This window comes from Pseudomonas sp. AK181, assembly GCF_051122975.1.
GTDB classification, from domain to species: Bacteria; Pseudomonadota; Gammaproteobacteria; order Pseudomonadales; family Pseudomonadaceae; genus Aquipseudomonas; species Aquipseudomonas lactis.
The window spans coordinates 4219301-4237093 of record NZ_CP146348.1 but is presented as its reverse complement, the minus strand read 5'-3'; the positions used below and the strand labels follow the sequence as shown (position 1 = coordinate 4237093).

Below are 17793 nucleotides of genomic sequence, written 5' to 3'. Positions count from 1 at the left end.
CCACGATCCAATTGTGGGAGCTGGCTTGCCTGCGATGACGGCCTGCCAACCGATACTTCTCTACCTGACACCACACGATCCAACTGTGGGAGCTGGCTTGCCTGCGATGACGGCCTGCCAACCGATACTTCTCTACCTGACACCCCACGATCCAACTGTGGGAGCTGGCTTGCCTGCGATGACGGCCTACCAGCCGACACTTCTCTACCTGACACCCCACAATCCAATTGTGGGAGCGGGCTTGCTCGCGAAGGCGGCCTGACAGGCGACACCGCTGGATTGTGTACATATCCATTGCTGCGGTAACGGCTACTTGGGGTTCCGCCTGACGGCGGGTCACTTTGGAAAAGAGCCCCAAAGTAACCAAAGGGCTCTTGCCCCACCACTCGGCACCTCGCTTGGGCTCGGTGTGCCCGAACACAGGCTTGAATCCGTGGGCCGCCGCCACGCGCCATCCATGGCGCGGGGCGGCTAACCCGGCGTCCTGCCGGGTTACCCACGAATTCAAGCCTGCGTTCGGCCAGCGTGGTTTAACGGGGCGCCTGAGATCAAGATCACAAGCAGATCAAGAGCAAGATCAAGAGCGGCTCGCTTCGCATCGTGGTTAGCGTTGGCTGCTACAGCCTGTAGTGTTGTGTAGAGACTTATGGCCATCGCAGGCAAGCCAGCTCCCACATTCAAAACTGTGACGTATCCCAATTCAGTGACTTGCCCCTAGAATGCCCGCTCCACTTCCTCTGGCATCTGGGGCTCTCATGCACATCTCTTCCGGCCGCTGGGTCTACGGTTTTTTCCTGACCCTGCTGACCGCGTTTCTGTGGGGCATTCTTCCGATCAAGCTCAAGCAAGTATTGCAGGTGATGGACCCGATCACCGTGACTTGGTTTCGCCTCATGGTAGCGGGCACTTGCCTGTTCGTTTACCTGGCCGCTACCAAACGCCTGCCCAGCCGCAAAGTGCTTGGCCCCAAGGGTGGGTGGCTGGTGGGCATGGCGGTGTGTGGCCTGGTGGGCAACTATGTGCTGTACCTGGTGGGCCTGAAGATGCTCAGCCCAGGCACGGCGCAGTTGGTGGTGCAGATGGGGCCGATCTTTTTGATGGTTGCCAGTGTGTTTGTGTTCAAGGAGCGCTTCAGCCTGGGGCAAGTGATCGGGCTGGTGGTGTTGATCGCAGGCTTTGGCTTGTTCTTCAACCAACGCCTGGTGGAGTTGTTGACCTCCATGGGTACCTACACCGCCGGTGTGCTGACGATCCTGCTCGCCACTACCATTTGGGTTTTTTATGCACTGGGGCAGAAGCAGTTGCTGACGGTGTGGAATTCATTGCAGGTGATGATGGTGATTTACCTGTCGTGTGCGCTGTTGCTCACGCCTTGGGCGCACCCGCTGGAAGCGTTGCAGTTGAGCCCGCTGCAAGGTTGGCTGTTATTGGCGTGCTGCATGAATACCCTGGTGGCCTACGGCGCATTTGCCGAAGCCTTGGCGCATTGGGAGGCCTCGCGGGTCAGTGCGACCCTGGCGTTGACGCCCTTGGTGACTTTTGTGGCGGTGGCCGTGGCGGCGTGGTTGTGGCCGGACTATGTGCAGGCTGAGCAGATCAATGCCCTGGGGTATTTCGGCGCCTTTGTGGTGGTGCTGGGTTCGGCGACCGTGGCGCTGGCGCCTTCGCTGCTCGCCGGGCTCAAGGCCCGGCGGCTGCGTACGGCGGTGTAGTCAGCTACCCAGCATGTTTTCCGGGCGCACCCACTGGTCAAACTCGGCATCCGTGAGGTAGCCCAGCTCCAGCGCGGCCTCGCGCAGTGTCAGGCCCTCGGCGTAGGCCTTCTTGGCGATCTCGGCCGACTTGTCGTAGCCGATATGCGGGTTCAGCGCGGTGACCAGCATCAGCCCGCGTTCCAGATGTTGGGCCATTTGCTCGGCGTCGGGTTCGAGGCCGGCAATGCAATGCTCCTGGAAGTTGTTGCAGCCATCAGCCAGCAGGCGGATCGACTCCAGCAGGTTGTGGATGATCACCGGTTTGTACACGTTCAACTGCAAGTGCCCTTGGCTGGCGGCCATGCCGATGGTCACGTCGTTGCCCAGCACCTGGCAGGCCAGCATCGACAGCGCTTCGCATTGGGTGGGGTTGACCTTGCCCGGCATGATCGAACTGCCCGGTTCGTTGGCCGGCAACTTGACTTCGGCCAGCCCGGCGCGAGGGCCGGAACCCAGCAGGCGCAGGTCGTTGGCGATTTTCATCAGCGCCACGGCCAGAGTTTTCAGCGCGCCGTGCAGGGTCACCAGCGGCTCATGGCCGGAGAGGGCGGCGAATTTGTTCGGCGCGGTCACAAAAGGCAAGCCCGACAACGCGGCCAGTTCGGAGGCAATCGCCTCACCAAAGCCATGGGGTGCATTGAGGCCGGTGCCGACGGCGGTGCCACCCTGGGCCAGCTCGCACACCGCGGGCAGGGCGCTGCGGATCGCCCGCTCGGCGTAATCGAGCTGGGCGATAAACGCCGACAGCTCCTGGCCGAAGGTGATCGGCGTAGCGTCCATCATGTGGGTACGGCCGGTCTTGACCAGCTTCATATGCCGCGCGGCCAATTCCGCCAGGCCGCCGGACAAGGTGGCGATCGCCGGCAGCAGTTGCTTGTTCACCGCTTGCACCGCGGCAATGCTCATGGCGGTGGGGAAGCAGTCGTTGGAGCTCTGGGAACGGTTGACGTGATCGTTAGGGTGCACCGGGCTCTTGCCGCCTCGGTTGTTGCCGGCCAACTCGTTGGCGCGGCCGGCGATCACTTCGTTGGCGTTCATGTTGCTTTGGGTGCCACTGCCGGTCTGCCAGACCACCAGCGGGAACTGGTCGTCATGCTGGCCGTCCAGGACCTCGTCGGCAGCCTGTTCGATCAGGCGAGCGATGTCGGCGGGCAGGTCGCCGTTGCGGTCGTTGACCCGTGCCGCAGCCTTTTTGATCAAGGCCAGGGCATGCAATACCGCCAGCGGCATGCGCTGCTCGCCAATCGCGAAATTGACCAGCGAACGTTGGGTTTGCGCGCCCCAATAGGCGTCATCAGGGACCTGTACTTCCCCCAGGCTGTCGGTTTCGATACGGCTCATCGGTCACCCTCCTTATCCAGTCGTGATTGGTCAGTTTAGGCCCTGGCTGCCAGCGTGGGTTCCCTAAAAGCGCTTTTGTGTCACCGCGCCCCGTGAAACCAGGGCTTGCCATGGGGTGGGGTTGAGCCGCGAGGTTTTTTAGGCGCAGAATGGTCGCCCTTGGGGTCTTACCTCGCCTGCTAGAAAAGGAAACTCGATGACTCGTCTTCGTGCCATCTGTACCGCGGTTGCTCTGGTTTGCGCCAGCGGCCAGGTTCTTGCCGATACCGCCAGCCACAACGCCAGTGCCGAAGCCTTCCTTACCCTGGCCCATGCTGACAAGCTGGGGACCCCGGTGTACATGCAAGTGCAGCAAATGTTCGCCCAGCGTTTCGAACAGACCAAGGCGCCTGCCGCCAAGCAGTCCGTACTGGACAGCTACCAGGCCAAGGCCAATGCCGCTCTGGACCAGGCCATCGGCTGGCCGAAGCTCAAGCCAGACATGGTCAAGCTCTACACCACCAACTTCAGCGAATCCGAACTCAAGGACCTGGTAGCGTTCTACCAGTCGCCACTGGGTAAGAAAGTCCTGGAAAAAATGCCCCAGCTGACCCAGCAATCGGCCCAGATGACCCAGGCCAAACTGGAAAGCGCCGTACCGGTGGTGAACAAGCTGTTGGAAGACATGACCAACGAGCTGGCGCCCAAAGCCGCCGCACCGGCCAAGAAGAAGTAAGCAGGAATGACCATGCAACAGCGTATCGAAACGGCCCTTGCCGCCCTGGAGCCGGAACATTTGAGCGTGCTGGATGAAAGCCACATGCACAGCCGTGGGTTGCAGACCCACTTCAAGGCCGTGCTGGTCAGCCAGCAGTTCGAGGGGCTCAACCGCGTCAAGCGCCACCAGAAGGTCTACGCCACCCTGGGTAGCCTGATGAGCGAATTTCATGCGCTGGCGCTGCATACCTATACGCCCGAAGAATGGGCGACAATCGACGCAGCCCCGGCCTCGCCGACCTGCGCCGGCGGACATTGACGGGGTAACCCTGATAGAATCCGCAACGCGCCGCTTAGCCGGCGCGTTTTTTTTGCATCCGGTTCACCCCTTACGAGGGTAGCCACCTGGAGAGAACACCCATGACTCAACCGATTGTCGTGGCGGCACTGTATAAGTTCGTCACCCTCGAAGATTACGTCGCCCTGCGCGAGCCCCTGCTGCAGGCGATGGTCGATAACGGCATCAAAGGCACCTTGCTGATCGCCGAAGAAGGCATCAACGGCACCGTTTCCGGCAGCCGCGAAGGCATTGACGGCCTGATGGCTTGGCTGAAAAAAGACCCGCGCATGGTCGACATCGACCACAAGGAATCCTACTGCGACGACCAGCCGTTCTATCGCACCAAGGTCAAGCTCAAGAAAGAGATCGTGACCCTGGGCGTCGAAGGCGTCGACCCGAACAAAAAGGTCGGTACCTACGTCGACCCGCAGGATTGGAACGCGCTGATCAGCGACCCGGAAGTGCTGTTGATCGACACTCGTAACGATTACGAAGTGTCCATTGGCACCTTTGAAGGCGCAATCGACCCGAAAACCACCAGTTTTCGCGAATTTCCCGACTATATCAAAGCCAACTTCGACCCGGCCAAGCACAAGAAGGTCGCCATGTTCTGCACCGGCGGCATTCGCTGTGAAAAGGCGTCGAGCTACATGCTCAGCGAAGGCTTCGATGAGGTCTACCACCTCAAGGGCGGTATCCTGAAGTACCTCGAAGAGGTGCCCCAGGAAGAAACCAAATGGCAGGGCGACTGCTTTGTGTTCGATAATCGCGTGACCGTGCGCCACGACTTGAGCGAAGGCGACTACGATCAATGTCATGCCTGCCGCACACCCGTGAGCGTAGAAGACCGCGCCTCCGAGCATTATGTGGCTGGCATCAGTTGCCCCCATTGCTGGGATAAGCTGCCGGAGAAGACCCGTCGCAGCGCGATCGACCGCCAGAAGCAGATCGAACTGGCCAAGGCCCGCAACATGCCGCACCCGATTGGTTACAACTACAAGCAAACCCCTTCCGAGGCCTGAGCCATGTCTGCGCGCCTGCTCTATGTAATGGACCCGATGTGTTCCTGGTGCTGGGGCTTTGCCCCGGTGGCACAAGCGCTGGTAGAGCAGGCCCAGGCGGCCGGCGTGGACGTGCACCTGGTGGTGGGCGGCTTGCGCACTGGCAGCGGCGCGGCGCTGGAGCCGACTACCCGGCGATATATCCTTGAACACTGGCAGGCCGTCACCGACGCCACCGGCCAGCCGTTCAAGCGTGAGGGCGCGTTGCCCGACGGGTTCGTGTACGACACGGAGCCGGCGTGCCGCGCTATCGTTACCGCACGCAGCCTGGCGCCGGATTGCGCCTGGACGCTGCTGGGGCTGATCCAGCGCGCGTTCTATGTCGAAGGCCGGGACGTGACCCTGGCCCCGGTGCTGGTGGAACTGGCCGAGCAGGCCGGTATTCCACGCATCGAGTTTGCCGGCGAGTTCGACCGTGCCGATCAGCACGCGGCCACGGCGGCCGATTTTACCTGGGTGCAGGACCTGGGCATTGCCGGGTTCCCGACCCTGCTGGCCGAGCGCAACGGCCAGTTGGCCTTGCTGACCAATGGTTACCAGCCGCTGTCCGAGCTGTCGCCGTTACTGGGTCGATGGCTGGAGCGGGCTGCCTGTGTATGAACAGCCTCCACGCACCGACCGGCTGACCTGGGCGGAAATTCGCCGCCTGGCCCTGCGTCACAAGAAATCCCTGTGGGTCGCCAACGGCGTTGCCGTGCTCGCCACCCTGTGCAGCGTGCCTATCCCGCTGCTGTTGCCGTTGCTGGTGGACGAAGTGCTGCTGGGCCATGGCGATGCGGCTCTCAAGGTGATGAACCACGCGCTGCCCCTGGGTTGGCAAAAAGCCGCTGGCTATATCGGCCTGATGCTCTTGGTCACCCTGGCCCTGCGCTGCGGCGCGCTGGTGTTCAACGTGGTGCAGGCGCGGCTGTTTGCGCGCTTGGCCAAGGACATCGTGTACCGCATCCGCGTGCGCCTGATCGAGCGTCTCAAGCGTATCTCACTGGGTGAGTACGAAAGCCTGGGCAGCGGTACGGTCACCACCCACCTGGTGACCGACCTGGACACCCTAGACAAATTCGTCGGCGAAACCCTCAGCCGTTTCCTGGTGGCGATGCTGACCCTGGTCGGCACCTCGGCGATCCTGGTGTGGATGCATTGGCAACTGGCGTTGCTGATCCTGTTGTTCAACCCGTTGGTGATCTACGCCACGGTGCAGTTGGGCAAGCGCGTCAAGCACCTCAAGAAGCTGGAAAACGACAGTACTTCACGCTTTACCCAGGCGCTGACCGAAACCCTGGATGCCATCCAGGAAGTACGCGCCGGCAACCGCCAAGGCTTTTTCCTCGGGCGCCTGGGCCAGCGTGCCCAGGAAGTGCGTGACTACGCCATTCATTCCCAGTGGAAAACCGATGCGTCGAGCCGCGCCAGTGGCTTGCTGTTCCAGTTCGGTATCGACATCTTCCGCGCCGCGGCCATGCTCACCGTGCTGTTTTCCGACCTGTCCATCGGCCAGATGCTCGCGGTATTCAGTTACCTGTGGTTCATGATCGGTCCGGTGGAGCAACTGCTGAACCTGCAATACGCCTATTACGCGGCGGGGGGCGCGTTGTCGCGGATCAACGAGCTGCTGGCGCGTGCCGATGAACCGCAATACCCAGGCGGCGCAGACCCGTTCAGCGGGCGCGAGACGGTCGGCATCGAAGTGCGTGGCCTCGACTTTGGCTACGGCGAAGACCTGGTGCTCAACCAGTTGAACCTCGCCATCGCACCGGGTGAAAAGGTGGCAATTGTCGGCGCCAGCGGCGGCGGTAAAAGCACCCTGGTGCAACTGTTGCTGGGGCTCTATACGCCCCAGGCCGGCAGTATTCGTTTTGGTGCTGCCACCCAGCAGGAGATCGGCCTGGAAACCATCCGCGAGAACGTCGCGGTGGTGCTGCAACACCCGGCGCTGTTCAACGACACCGTGCGCGCCAACCTGACCATGGGCCGTACCCGCACCGATCAAGCCTGCTGGCAGGCGCTGGAAATCGCCCAACTGGATGCTACTGTCAAGGCACTGCCCTTGGGCCTGGACAGCGTGGTCGGGCGTTCGGGCGTGCGGTTTTCCGGGGGCCAGCGCCAACGCCTGGCCATTGCCCGCATGGTGCTTGCCGAGCCTAAAGTGGTGATTCTGGACGAGGCCACGTCTGCATTGGATGCGGCCACCGAGTACAACCTGCACCAGGCACTGGCGCGGTTTCTCAGTGGGCGTACTACACTGATCATCGCTCACCGGCTGTCTGCGGTGAAGCAGGCTGACCGAGTGCTGGTGTTCGATGGCGGGCACATTGCCGAGGACGGCGACCATCAGCAGTTGATTGCCGATGGCGGGTTGTACGCCAAACTGTATGGACACTTGCAACAAGTACGTTGATTTAGCTTAGGCTGTGCTATCGGGAGCGGATTTTCGCGTGCGTATCAAGCTGTGCATGTGCAAGGGACTTCATGAAGCAAAAGCGGACTCTCGGAACGCCACGCCTGTTGGGTATTGTCTGGCCCTTTATCGCCGTCGTGTTGTTCCAGGCATTGTTAGGCTGCGTCAGTCTCTACGTGCTTTCGGCAGTGCGGGGCTATGTGGCGGGCGAAAGCCTATGGTCCAAGGGCCAGAAAGATGCCATTTACTACCTGACCCTCTACGCCGATAACCGCAACGACGCCACCTACCTCAAATACCAACAGGCCATTGCCGTGCCCCAGGGCGGGCATGAATTGCGCATTGCCCTGGACCGTCCCAACCCCGACATGGAGGCCGCGCGCCTGGGGATTCTCAAGGGCGGCAACCATCCGGACGACGTTTCCAGCCTGATCTGGCTGTACCTCAACTTTCGTCATTTCAGCTACCTGGAAAAAGCCATTGAACTGTGGACGGTGGGCGACGGCTACCTGGTGCAGTTGGATGAGCTGGCCCAGGAGATGCACGGCGCCATTACTTCCGGCTACGTCAGCGATGACGATGTCCATAGTTGGAAGGCGCGCATCACGGCCATCAATGAAGGGGTGACGCCCGCCGCCAAGGCGGTCAGCGATGCCCTGGGCGAAGGTTCGCGGATGATCCTGCGGCTGTTGTTGATCACCAACCTGGCGACCGCCCTGGGCCTGATCGTGTTGGCGTTGCTGCGCACCCACAAGCTGCTGGCCCAGCGTCATGCCTTTGCCGATGCACTGCAAGCGGAGAAGGAGCGGGCGCAGATCACGTTGGAGTCGATTGGCGACGGGGTGATTACCACCGATGTCGACGGGGCCATTGCTTACATGAACCCTGCAGCCGAAGCTTTGACCCACTGGCGCTCGGAGCAGGCCCAGGGCCTGCCGCTGGCGGCGCTGTTCAAGCTGTTGGATGAAAACGCCGAGCCCGATGGCTTCACCCTGATTGAACACATCGTCAAGGGCCAGTTCAGCGGCGGCAGCGAGCATTCCAAGTTGATCCAGCGCCTGGACGGCAGCACCGTCTCGGTGACCCTGGTGGGCGCGCCGATCCGCAGCGCCGGCAAGATCAGCGGTGCGGTGCTGGTGTTGCACGACATGACCCAGGAACGCCAGTACATCGCCAACCTTTCCTGGCAGGCCACCCACGACGCCTTGACCGGCCTGGCCAACCGTCGCGAGTTCGAGTTCCGCCTTGAACAGGTGCTGCAGCAGGTCGCGCGCCAGCAAAATGGGCGACATGCCTTGATGTTCCTTGATCTCGACCAATTCAAGCTGGTCAATGACACCTGTGGCCACGCGGCGGGCGATGAATTGCTGCGCCACATCTGCGCGCTGCTGCAGTCGGACCTGCGCGAGGGCGATACCCTGGCTCGGTTGGGCGGCGACGAGTTTGGCATCCTGCTGGAAAACTGCCCGGCGTCGGTGGCGGAAAAAATCGCCGAGAGCCTGCGCCATACCGTGCAGAGCTTGCACTTCGTGTGGAAGGGGCGGCCCTTCATGACCACCGTCAGCATCGGCCTGGTGCATATCTCGCAAACCCCGACCACCCTGGAAACCTCCCTGCGCGCCGCCGACATGGCGTGCTACATGGCCAAGGAAAAAGGGCGCAACCGCGTGCAGGTCTACCACGTCGATGACTCGGAATTGTCTCTGCGGTTTGGCGAGATGGCCTGGGTACAGCGGCTGCATATTGCCCTTGAGGAAGACCGCTTTTGCCTCTATGCCCAGGAAATTGCGCCGTTGGGCACTACCGACGCCGGCAATGGGCACATTGAAATTCTCTTGCGCCTGCATGACGAAGCGGGGCGGATCATTTTGCCCAACAGTTTTATTCCGGCCGCCGAACGTTACGGTTTGATGACGTCCCTGGACCGTTGGGTAGTGGAAAACGTATTCAAGATTATCGCCCGTTGCATGCATGAGCGTCCGGGCCGTCCCATGGCCATGTGTGCGATTAATCTGTCAGGAATAACCATTGGCGACGATGACTTTTTAGGATTTTTACGTCAGAAATTCGATACTTACAACATTCCACCGGAAATGATTTGTTTTGAAATAACTGAAACCAGCGCTATAGCCAATTTGGGCAGCGCGATTCGATTTATTAATGAACTCAAAGCGTTAGGCTGCCATTTTTCCCTCGATGACTTTTGCGCCGGAATGTCCTCATTCGCATATTTGAAACATTTACCTGTAGACTTCCTGAAGATCGATGGAAGTTTCGTAAAGGATATGCTGGACGACCCGATTAACCGCGCCATGGTCGAAGTGATCAACCACATCGGCCACGTCATGGGTAAGCGCACAATTGCCGAGTTTGTTGAAACACCGCAGATCGAACAGGCTTTACTTGAGATAGGTGTGGATTACGCTCAGGGCTACCTGATTGAACGCCCGCAATTGTTTACCTTTGATAGCCTGCAGTGCCGCCCTGAGCGGCCGCAGCCACTGTTATTCAAGGCGCCCGGCACTTTCCGCTGAAACATTTGCTGGTCTGTACAATCACACTTGAAAAGGAGCCCCACAGTGATCGACACCTTCAACAGAACCGGCCCGCTTATGGAAGCCTCGAGTTACCCTGCCTGGGCGCAACAGCTGATCCAGGACTGTAGCGAGAGCAAGCGTCGGGTTGTCGAGCACGAACTGTATCAGCGCATGCGTGACAACGCCCTCAGCGCCAAGACCATGCGCCACTACCTCATTGGTGGTTGGCCGGTGGTGGAACAGTTTGCCTTGTACATGGCGCAGAACCTGACCAAGACCAAGTTTGCCCGTCATCCTGGGGAGGACATGGCGCGCCGTTGGCTGATGCGCAACATTCGTGTGGAGCTCAACCACGCCGACTACTGGGTCAATTGGGCACGGGCTCACGGCGTCAGCCTTGAAGAACTGCAAGCGCAGGAGGTGCCGCCCGAGTTGCACGCCCTGAGCCATTGGTGTTGGCACACCAGCTCAGCGGATGCGTTGATCGTCGCGATTGCCGCCACCAACTACGCCATCGAAGGGGCGACGGGGGAGTGGTCCGCCGTGGTCTGCTCTACCGGTGTGTATGCTGCGGCATTCCCGGAGGAAGATCGCAAGCGGGCGATGAAGTGGCTGAAGATGCATGCCCAGTACGACGATGCCCACCCTTGGGAAGCCCTGGAAATCATCTGCACGCTGGCCGGGACCAACCCAAGCAAGGCCCTGCAGGAAGAGTTGCGCCAGGCGGTGTGCAAGAGCTACGACTACATGCACTTGTTCCTGGAAAGCTGCATGCGTCTAGAGAATGCGGAGAAAGACAAGGCGCCAGCCGTGCGCGAGCGCCCTGTGCGCATCGCCAGCGAGGCGTAGCGGTAACTGTGGCGAGGGACCAAGCTCCCTCGCCACAACTGACTCTACCCCGCCATCGCCAGGCGGTTACGACCTTCGCGCTTGGCCACATACAACGCATTGTCGGCCCGACGCAGCAGGCTGTCAGCCGACTCGGCCGCCAGCAACGTCGAGCAACCGAGGCTCACGGTCAGTTCTATTCGCGTGCCCTCCACCCAGTAGTCCTGGGCTTGTGCCGCCTGGCGCAGGCGCTCTCCCACCATCCCCGCAGCATCGCGACCGGTGTTGGACAGCAGGATCAAAAACTCTTCCCCGCCAAACCGGAACACCATGTCCACGTTGCGCAGCTGGCGTTTGATCGCCCCGGCTACGGCGCGCAGCACGCTATCGCCCGCGGCATGCCCATGGGTGTCGTTGATTTTCTTGAAGTGGTCGATGTCCAGCATCAACAACGACAGCGGGTGCAAGTGCCGGCGTGCCATGTCGATTTCTCGCTGAAGGGTCTGGTCCATGGCCACACGGTTGCCGGTTTCGGTCAACGGGTCGCGCAGGGCGCTGCGGGTGGCGGCGCGGTAGAGCAGGGCGTTGCGCATCGGATAAAGCAAGGTCACCAGCAGCAGTTCAAGCTGGCTCAGTTCCTCTTCAAGCAACCGCTGGTTGCGACGAAAGACCAGTTCCCCCAGGTGCTCGCCTTCATGGCTCAGGGTGTAGCTGACGGAGTGATGACCCCGGTGGCCAAACTCCAGGCGCAGGTCGCTGGCGGCGTGACGGTATTGCAGCGCGTCCAGCGGCACCAGGCGCTGTACCTCGCGAAAGAACAGGCCCAGAATGCGCTCCGGCTCCAGGCTGGTCTGCAACTGCTGGTTCAGTTGCTGGCGAAGTTCGGCGAGGGTGGCGGGGCGGCGTGGGCGTAAGGATGGCTGGCCAAATCCCAGGCGTTGCAATTTGGCACTGTCAAAGTCAATTGCGTTGGTCTGGGTGGGGGTTTTCATAAGCGCGTGGCCTCTAAGCACTGGGCTGTCTTACAGGCGGGATGAGAGTGGCGAGTGCCAAGCGTCTTACTGATCCGTCAGTTCCGTAAAACATTGGAAACAGTTTAAACCGCTTTTCCTTGGGTTATAACCCCGGGGCACTGCCGCACGTCTTGTCATCGCCGAACCTGCTTGAACAGTACTAGAGCGAGATTCATGCCAAGTGTATTTACTTGGCAAAAATCCTTATAAATCAATTAACTAATTTTTAAGTAAGAAAAGTCCGTTAAAGCATGGCGCCAGTTATTTGGCTGATTTGGGCCAGCGTTGCCGCCGGCCCGGTTGACGTAACTGTTTGGGTGGGGCGAGTTGCTTGTCGCAAATAAACAACGCTTCGGTTATTCGTGAACAAAGTACACCGCACCCATCACCACTAGACCAGGGTGGTACGGTCGATTTGCGCGATGGAGGTGACCCCGGTCAGGGTCATGGCCACGCGCATTTCCTTGGCAAAGATGTCCAGCAGGTTCTCCACCCCATGCTGGCCCTCGGCGGCCAGCGCATAGGCGGTGGCACGCCCCAGCAGGCACGCCTTGGCACCCAGGGCGAGCATGCGCACCACGTCGAGCCCGGAGCGAATGCCCGAATCCACCAGCACGGTCAGGTCATCGCCCACCGCTTCGGCAATCGGCGGCAACGCCTTGGCCGTGGAGAGCACCCCGTCGAGCTGGCGGCCGCCATGGTTGGAGACCACGATGCCGTCGGCACCGAAACTCACCGCGTCCTTGGCATCCTGCGGGTCGAGGATGCCCTTGATGATCATTGGGCCTTTCCAGAACTCGCGGATCCACTCCAGGTCTTTCCAGCTGATGGACGGGTCGAAGTTGTTGGCCAGCCAACCAATGTAGTCTTCCAGGTGGGTGGGTTTGCCCAGGTATTTGGAGATATTGCCCAGGTCGTGAGGGCGGCCCATCAAGCCCACATCGAAGGCCCATTGCGGCTTGGTCACCGCCTGTAACATGCGCCGCTGCGCCGCGTAGGGGCCGGACATGCCTGAGTGGGCGTCGCGGTAGCGTGCGCCGGGTGTCGGCATGTCAACGGTGAACACCAGCGTGGTCACCCCGGCGGCCTGCGCCCGCTCCAGGGCGTTGCGCATGAAGCCGCGATCCTTGAGCACATACAGCTGGAACCAGATCGACTGCGGGCTCTGCGAAGCCACTTCCTCAATCGAACATACCGACACCGTCGACAGGCAAAAGGGGATGTGTTTGTTGGCCGCTGCCTTGGCTGCTTGCACTTCACCGCGGCGTGCGTACATGCCGGTCAGGCCGACCGGGCTGAGGATCACCGGCATCGCCAGTTCGGTGCCGAACAGTTGGGTGGTAAGGCTCAAGTCGTCGACATTGCGCAGGATGCGCTGGCGCAGGCTGATCTCGGCCAGGTCCGAACTGTTAGCGCGCAGCGTGTGCTCGGCGTAGGCGCCGCCGTCGATGTAATCGAACAGAAAGCGCGGCAACTTGCGCTTGGCCGCAGCGCGGTAGTCGGAAGCGGACGAGATGATCATCGACGGTGTCTCCACAGGGCAAAGTGCTACACCCTAAGCAAAGTTATGCCATGATGAAAACAACTTTTATCACTGCCATCCAGTCGCCAAAGGAATACTGATGAACCTGCGAACCTTGCGTGCGTTTGTCGAAGTGGTGCGCCAGGGCGGGTTCTCCCAGGCGGCCGAAGTGGTTGCCCTCACCCAGTCCACCGTCAGCAAAGCGGTCAAGACCCTGGAGGACGAATTGGGCATGCCACTGCTCAATCGTCTGGGCCACAAGAACGAACTCACCGCCGCCGGCGAAATTGCCTACCGCCGCGCCTTGGTAATGCTCGCCGAACGCGCCGACCTGATGGCTGAAATCAACGACCTGCGCGGCCTCAAGCGCGGCGTGCTGCGCATCGGCCTGCCGCCGGTAGGGTGCGGCGTGCTGTTCGCGGCCATGTTTGCCACCTACCGCAGCCGCTACCCGGGCATCGACATCGAACTGACCGAGTACGGCAGTAAAAGACTGCGCGAATGCCTGGAAGCGGGGGAGGTTGACCTCGCCGCCTTGCTGCTGCCGGTTGATGAAGGCTTCGACTACCAACCGGTGCGCAACGAGCCATTGATCGCCGTGTTGCCCATGGGCCACCCACTGGGTCAGCGCGAGCGCATCGACTTCACTGACCTGGCCGACTCGCCGTTCATTCTGTTCGAAGCCGGCTTTGCCCTCAATGCCAAGATCCTCAGCGCCTGCGAACGCAAAGGCGTGACCCCCAAAGTCACCGCTCGCAGTGGGCAAATAGACTTTATCGTCGACCTGGTCGCCGCTGGGCTGGGCGTCGCCTTCCTGCCCCGGATGCTGGCGCACAAACACCAACACCCCGGCATCGCCTTGATCCCCCTGGACGAACCCCACACCGATTGGCACATCGCCCTGGCCTGGCGCGCCAGCGCCCACCTGCCACCGGCGGCACGGGCCTGGTTGGAGCTGGCCAGGGAACCGTCGTATTCAAGCGAGCAGGGGCGCGATTTACGGAAAGCGTCAGAGGATGCTTGACTTCTTCTTTTTAATCAGTAACATACGGCGCATTCCGCGATAGCTCAGTTGGTAGAGCAAATGACTGTTAATCATTGGGTCCCTGGTTCGAGTCCAGGTCGTGGAGCCAGATAGAGAAAAGCCTGTAGAGATACAGGCTTTTTTTTCTTGGGATTTGACCCTGCAATCCAAACGCTTAGCGCGCTTCCCATGACGCCATCTCTAATCCTTCGATTCAGAGGTAAGGCCAATGAAAGTCGCTGCAGTCGTTTCAACCAAAGGCGGGCCGGGGAAAACCACGGTTGGCGCCAATCTAGGCGCGTTCTGCGCCGACGCGGGTCTTCGGACCTTACTCATCGATCTCGATACCCAGCCGTCACTGTCCTCGTTCTATACGCTAACGCATGAGGCGCCGGGCGGGACCTACCAACTGATCGCCAATAACGAGACGCGTGCCGATCAGGTTATTTTCAAGACCTGCATCCTTCCGCCTCAAGAATTTGATACCGGCGTTCGCTCAAGATTTCGATTTTATCCTTGTCGACACCGGGGGGAAGACGCGTGTATAGGCAGCCTCGAGGGTGTCGCCTAAGCGGCTGCCCAAGTCTCCGAAGCTCGCAGGTTGCTCTAGGTAGGCGGCTTCATGCCAAGAGCACTCTGTGAAGACGACTGGCAGTTTGAACAGTTGAGTTTGCAGCGAGGTGAGGTTTTCGAGTTTTCATGTGTCTCTGCGAAAAAAGCCCAAAACGGAGAGACATGTCGCCCGTACGGGGAGTATTCCCCGCATGGGCTGAATAGGTATGAATCAGGACACGGACAAGGCCGGCGTCTTAAAGCTAATAGGCCATCGGTTGGTTACTGATGTCTGAGGGTGTCGCGATGGATCAAGAAGTGACGACTTTCCCGTAAACCTCGTAAAGGCTCTTCAAAATGGGGAAGCCAAAACAGAGAACCAGGAGCCAAAACTGCCAACGCAGAAGCGTCATGCTTGACTCCAGCTTAGTGACAGCCCCTTCGAATTGGCTGCTTTGACGTTCAATCAAAGCACGTAGCTCGATTCCTTGAGTTTTGATGGCAGCACCTTGTTCTTTAATCAAGGCAGTGAGATCCGTACGTAGCTCAGAAATCGAACCCTCGAGACGGGACTCGGTTCGTTTTAGGTCAGATTTGGATGCTAGTTGTTGCACATCGGCCTCCCAAGCATCTACCACAGCTTTAGCTTTATCATTTGGCACGCTGATGGATGTCAGAGCGTCGTATAGATTAAGCGATATTTTCATCATGTCTCCTGCGATTGGCAAGTGACGTAAAGACCCCACCTGACGGCAGGTTCCCGTCACAGTGAGGGTTGGTGCATTCGGTCGGCGAGAATGTCGACGACTATCCGCGCTACCGAATGCTTTGCGAACTGCAGCTGATCAACACGGATAGCGTGGTGACCTTCAAGATCCATGTCACCTCGGCAAGTGCTGTCTACGACAGCGAACCAGTCCAGATAATCGACTTAAACGTTATGGCGATCCAGTCAGACGTTTCTTGGAATCTTGCAGGAAACGTGCGGCATCTAGTGAACTGCGCGTTCTGGACACGTTTGAGGGAGCTAATGACAGCCAAATTGATCCGATTTGCCTGTGGCTACGCCTTAGATTTATGACTGGTGCGCGAGGCCATTTTTTGGCCGGCTTAACGCGCTTAAAACGTGAGACCGAGCACTACGGCAAGGTCAACATCCAAGATGGCACTTACAGGCTCAGGCACTGCTGTTACGGAAACTGCCCGGCGTAATGCCGACTACTTTTTTAAAGGCCCGGGTCATGTGGCTTTGATCGAAGAAGCCGCAAGTGAATGACGCTTCTGCGAGACTGGACCCGGTGCGCAGCAGTTTTTGGACCTGGGCGATTCTTTTCTGGATTTGATAGCTGTGGGGGGAGATGCCAACGCTTTTTTTGAACACCCGGATCAGGTAAAGAGGGTCGAGGTTCACCAGTTGCGCCAGTTCTTCCAGCGACAGGTGTTTGTCGAACTCGTCTTCGAGCTTCTTCTTGATCTTTTGCACTGCGTGCTGCTCAGCCGCACTGACGGGTTCGATGGGCGCTCCGCTGCGCTCGAAAAGCGCTGTCACCAGATCCAGAAGGATAGTTTCCCGCTCAAGGCTAGGTGGGGATTTTTCAATGAGTTGATGTTGATGCAAAAAGATCCGGGCGAAGTCGGGGGCCTGGCTCAGAGCTGTTTGAAAAAGATGAATATGATCCTCTGAAAAGCGCCCTTGAAACACCACGCGATTGACCCATTCGGGGTCGATATAGAGCATTCGATACATCCAGCCCTCATCGTGGCCTGGCAAGCCGTCGTGGATCTCCCCTGGGGTAATGGTGACCACACTGCCAGCGATACCCATGTAGTAACTGCCGCGATAAAATAGCTTTTCAACACCGCTACTTATAACGCCGATAGCGTATCTGTCATGTGAATGTCGGCCGAAAGATTGGGTGCTATAACGCGCAGATAGCAACTCGCAGTCGCCTTCGGGTATACGCCAGAATTGAACAAAATCCTTATCTTTTTGAGGGGCTTTTTCACTGCGAATCCCGTCCATCCATTGTCCAGTTTTGTGCAATACGTATGAAAAAAAGGTCGCTAAATTTAGCACCTATTTCATAAAACAAGCTAGGGGATGCGATGTCTACAAAACTGGTAATTGGGGATTTTAATAAGTCGTCATGGTCATTTCGTGCGTGGCTGGTTCTTGTGACAGCCGACGTTTCGTTTGAAACCCTTCAGCTGAAACTGGAACAGAGCGACACCCGCCAGCAAATCCTCGAACACTCGCCTTCTGGCCGAGTCCCGGCACTGTTACTCAATGGCATAGTGATCAACGACAGCCTGGCCATCAGCGAATACGTTGCCGACGCCTATCCTGGCGCCAACCTCTGGCCCCAGGACCCGCAGGTCAAAGCACTCGCGCGCGCCGCAGCGGCGGAGATGCACTCCGGCTTCACGCACCTGCGCACACAGATGTCGTTCGGCCTGAGCACCGGTGATACCCCTGAAACGCTTACCGCCCAGACGCGTGAAGAAGTCATGCGCGTGTTCGATATCTGGAACAACCTGCGCGCGCTGAGCGGTTCGAAGCAGTTCCTCTGCGGCGACTTCGGCATTGTCGATGCCATGTTTGTTCCGGTGGTATTTCGTTTCCGTCGTTATGGCATTGCCATACCGGCACAACTGCAGGGATATGTCGACAACATCCTGGCGTATGCACCGGTACAACAATGGTTGAAGCTGGCGGCACAAGAAGTTTAA

The 17793-nt window shown here is 59.3% G+C and carries 16 protein-coding genes and 1 tRNA gene; 12 read left to right on the top strand and 5 right to left on the bottom strand.

The genetic code is table 11. From position 1 onward, the window contains the following. The first annotated feature begins 755 nt into the window (after positions 1-755). Entirely contained in the window at positions 756-1712 is a 957-nt protein-coding gene (locus tag V8689_RS19360) for a DMT family transporter (protein ID WP_056786047.1), read from the top strand. On the opposite strand, the gene V8689_RS19355 is transcribed toward V8689_RS19360, so the two are convergent. Beyond that, positions 1713-3095 carry a class II fumarate hydratase gene (locus V8689_RS19355; RefSeq protein WP_032896037.1) on the bottom strand — a complete coding sequence of 461 codons (1383 nt, stop codon included), beginning with the start codon at positions 3093-3095 and terminating at the stop codon, positions 1713-1715. It lies immediately after the preceding gene. A gap of 196 nt (positions 3096-3291) precedes the next feature. Here V8689_RS19355 and V8689_RS19350 point away from each other — a divergent pair, with 196 nt between their 5' ends. The 7 genes from V8689_RS19350 (at position 3292) to V8689_RS19320 (ending at position 10973) form a co-directional block, all read left to right on the top strand. Continuing rightward, entirely contained in the window at positions 3292-3810 is a 519-nt protein-coding gene (locus V8689_RS19350) for a DUF2059 domain-containing protein (RefSeq protein WP_014719258.1), read from the top strand. Positions 3811-3816: 6 nt separating this feature from the next. Next, a complete protein-coding gene (locus V8689_RS19345; RefSeq protein WP_056786044.1) occupies positions 3817-4110 on the top strand; it encodes a BolA family protein in 294 nt (97 codons plus the stop codon). Positions 4111-4211: 101 nt separating this feature from the next. Then, positions 4212-5153 (top strand): rhodanese-related sulfurtransferase, encoded by a 942-nt coding sequence (locus tag V8689_RS19340; protein ID WP_014719256.1) that lies wholly within the window; start codon positions 4212-4214, stop codon positions 5151-5153. Between the two features lie 3 nt (positions 5154-5156). Continuing rightward, positions 5157-5792, top strand: a complete 636-nt coding sequence (locus V8689_RS19335; RefSeq protein ID WP_003192732.1) for a DsbA family protein — start codon at positions 5157-5159, stop codon at positions 5790-5792. Then, on the top strand, positions 5785-7587 hold the full coding sequence (locus V8689_RS19330) for an ABC transporter ATP-binding protein (RefSeq protein ID WP_032896047.1): 1803 nt from the start codon (positions 5785-5787) through the stop codon (positions 7585-7587). The genes V8689_RS19335 and V8689_RS19330 overlap by 8 nt, the downstream gene beginning before the upstream one ends. Positions 7588-7658: 71 nt before the next feature. Then, positions 7659-10121 carry an EAL domain-containing protein gene (locus V8689_RS19325; protein WP_056786041.1) on the top strand — a complete coding sequence of 821 codons (2463 nt, stop codon included), beginning with the start codon at positions 7659-7661 and terminating at the stop codon, positions 10119-10121. Between the two features lie 78 nt (positions 10122-10199). After that, positions 10200-10973 carry a TenA family transcriptional regulator gene (locus tag V8689_RS19320; RefSeq protein WP_153474739.1) on the top strand — a complete coding sequence of 258 codons (774 nt, stop codon included), beginning with the start codon at positions 10200-10202 and terminating at the stop codon, positions 10971-10973. Between the two features lie 44 nt (positions 10974-11017). Here the strand turns inward: V8689_RS19320 and V8689_RS19315 are convergent, their stop codons facing one another. Continuing rightward, positions 11018-11944, bottom strand: coding sequence for a GGDEF domain-containing protein (locus V8689_RS19315; RefSeq protein ID WP_056786038.1), 927 nt, complete (start codon positions 11942-11944; stop codon positions 11018-11020). Positions 11945-12356: 412 nt separating this feature from the next. Then, entirely contained in the window at positions 12357-13487 is a 1131-nt protein-coding gene (gene lldD, locus V8689_RS19310) for an FMN-dependent L-lactate dehydrogenase LldD (RefSeq protein WP_003192725.1), read from the bottom strand. Between the two features lie 100 nt (positions 13488-13587). Here lldD and V8689_RS19305 point away from each other — a divergent pair, with 100 nt between their 5' ends. From V8689_RS19305 to V8689_RS19295, 3 genes are all read left to right on the top strand, one after another. Next, entirely contained in the window at positions 13588-14511 is a 924-nt protein-coding gene (locus V8689_RS19305; RefSeq protein ID WP_056786031.1) for a LysR family transcriptional regulator, read from the top strand. 33 nt (positions 14512-14544) lie between these two features. Further along, positions 14545-14620, top strand: a tRNA-Asn gene (locus V8689_RS19300). Positions 14621-14740: 120 nt separating this feature from the next. Next, entirely contained in the window at positions 14741-15082 is a 342-nt protein-coding gene (locus V8689_RS19295) for a ParA family protein (RefSeq protein ID WP_056786028.1), read from the top strand. Between the two features lie 292 nt (positions 15083-15374). Here the strand turns inward: V8689_RS19295 and V8689_RS19290 are convergent, their stop codons facing one another. Together V8689_RS19290 and V8689_RS19285 are read right to left on the bottom strand one after the other, a co-directional pair. Next, on the bottom strand, positions 15375-15770 hold the full coding sequence (locus V8689_RS19290; protein WP_056786026.1) for a hypothetical protein: 396 nt from the start codon (positions 15768-15770) through the stop codon (positions 15375-15377). 470 nt (positions 15771-16240) lie between these two features. Beyond that, the gene (locus tag V8689_RS19285; protein WP_056786021.1) at positions 16241-17086 is read right to left on the bottom strand and encodes a helix-turn-helix domain-containing protein; all 846 of its coding nucleotides are present in this window, start codon (positions 17084-17086) and stop codon (positions 16241-16243) included. An 83-nt stretch (positions 17087-17169) separates the two neighbouring features. Between V8689_RS19285 and V8689_RS19280 the strand changes: the two genes are divergently transcribed. Next, positions 17170-17793: a glutathione S-transferase family protein gene (locus tag V8689_RS19280; RefSeq protein WP_056786018.1), complete on the top strand. Its 624-nt coding sequence runs from the start codon at positions 17170-17172 to the stop codon at positions 17791-17793.

Excerpts from the sequence above, each read along its gene's own strand:
- V8689_RS19325 (WP_056786041.1), top strand. The coding sequence starts at position 7,659 with ATGAAGCAAAAGCGGACTCTCGGAACGCCACGCCTGTTGGGTATTGTC.
- V8689_RS19320 (WP_153474739.1), top strand. The coding sequence starts at position 10,200 with ATGGAAGCCTCGAGTTACCCTGCCTGGGCGCAACAGCTGATCCAGGAC.
- V8689_RS19335 (WP_003192732.1), top strand. The coding sequence starts at position 5,157 with ATGTCTGCGCGCCTGCTCTATGTAATGGACCCGATGTGTTCCTGGTGC.
- V8689_RS19315 (WP_056786038.1), bottom strand. The coding sequence starts at position 11,944 with ATGAAAACCCCCACCCAGACCAACGCAATTGACTTTGACAGTGCCAAA.
- V8689_RS19350 (WP_014719258.1), top strand. The coding sequence starts at position 3,292 with ATGACTCGTCTTCGTGCCATCTGTACCGCGGTTGCTCTGGTTTGCGCC.
- V8689_RS19360 (WP_056786047.1), top strand. The coding sequence starts at position 756 with ATGCACATCTCTTCCGGCCGCTGGGTCTACGGTTTTTTCCTGACCCTG.
- V8689_RS19345 (WP_056786044.1), top strand. The coding sequence starts at position 3,817 with ATGACCATGCAACAGCGTATCGAAACGGCCCTTGCCGCCCTGGAGCCG.
- V8689_RS19290 (WP_056786026.1), bottom strand. The coding sequence starts at position 15,770 with ATGAAAATATCGCTTAATCTATACGACGCTCTGACATCCATCAGCGTG.
- V8689_RS19280 (WP_056786018.1), top strand. The coding sequence starts at position 17,170 with ATGTCTACAAAACTGGTAATTGGGGATTTTAATAAGTCGTCATGGTCA.
- V8689_RS19295 (WP_056786028.1), top strand. The coding sequence starts at position 14,741 with ATGAAAGTCGCTGCAGTCGTTTCAACCAAAGGCGGGCCGGGGAAAACC.
- V8689_RS19340 (WP_014719256.1), top strand. The coding sequence starts at position 4,212 with ATGACTCAACCGATTGTCGTGGCGGCACTGTATAAGTTCGTCACCCTC.
- V8689_RS19355 (WP_032896037.1), bottom strand. The coding sequence starts at position 3,095 with ATGAGCCGTATCGAAACCGACAGCCTGGGGGAAGTACAGGTCCCTGAT.
- V8689_RS19285 (WP_056786021.1), bottom strand. The coding sequence starts at position 17,086 with ATGGACGGGATTCGCAGTGAAAAAGCCCCTCAAAAAGATAAGGATTTT.
- V8689_RS19305 (WP_056786031.1), top strand. The coding sequence starts at position 13,588 with ATGAACCTGCGAACCTTGCGTGCGTTTGTCGAAGTGGTGCGCCAGGGC.
- lldD (WP_003192725.1), bottom strand. The coding sequence starts at position 13,487 with ATGATCATCTCGTCCGCTTCCGACTACCGCGCTGCGGCCAAGCGCAAG.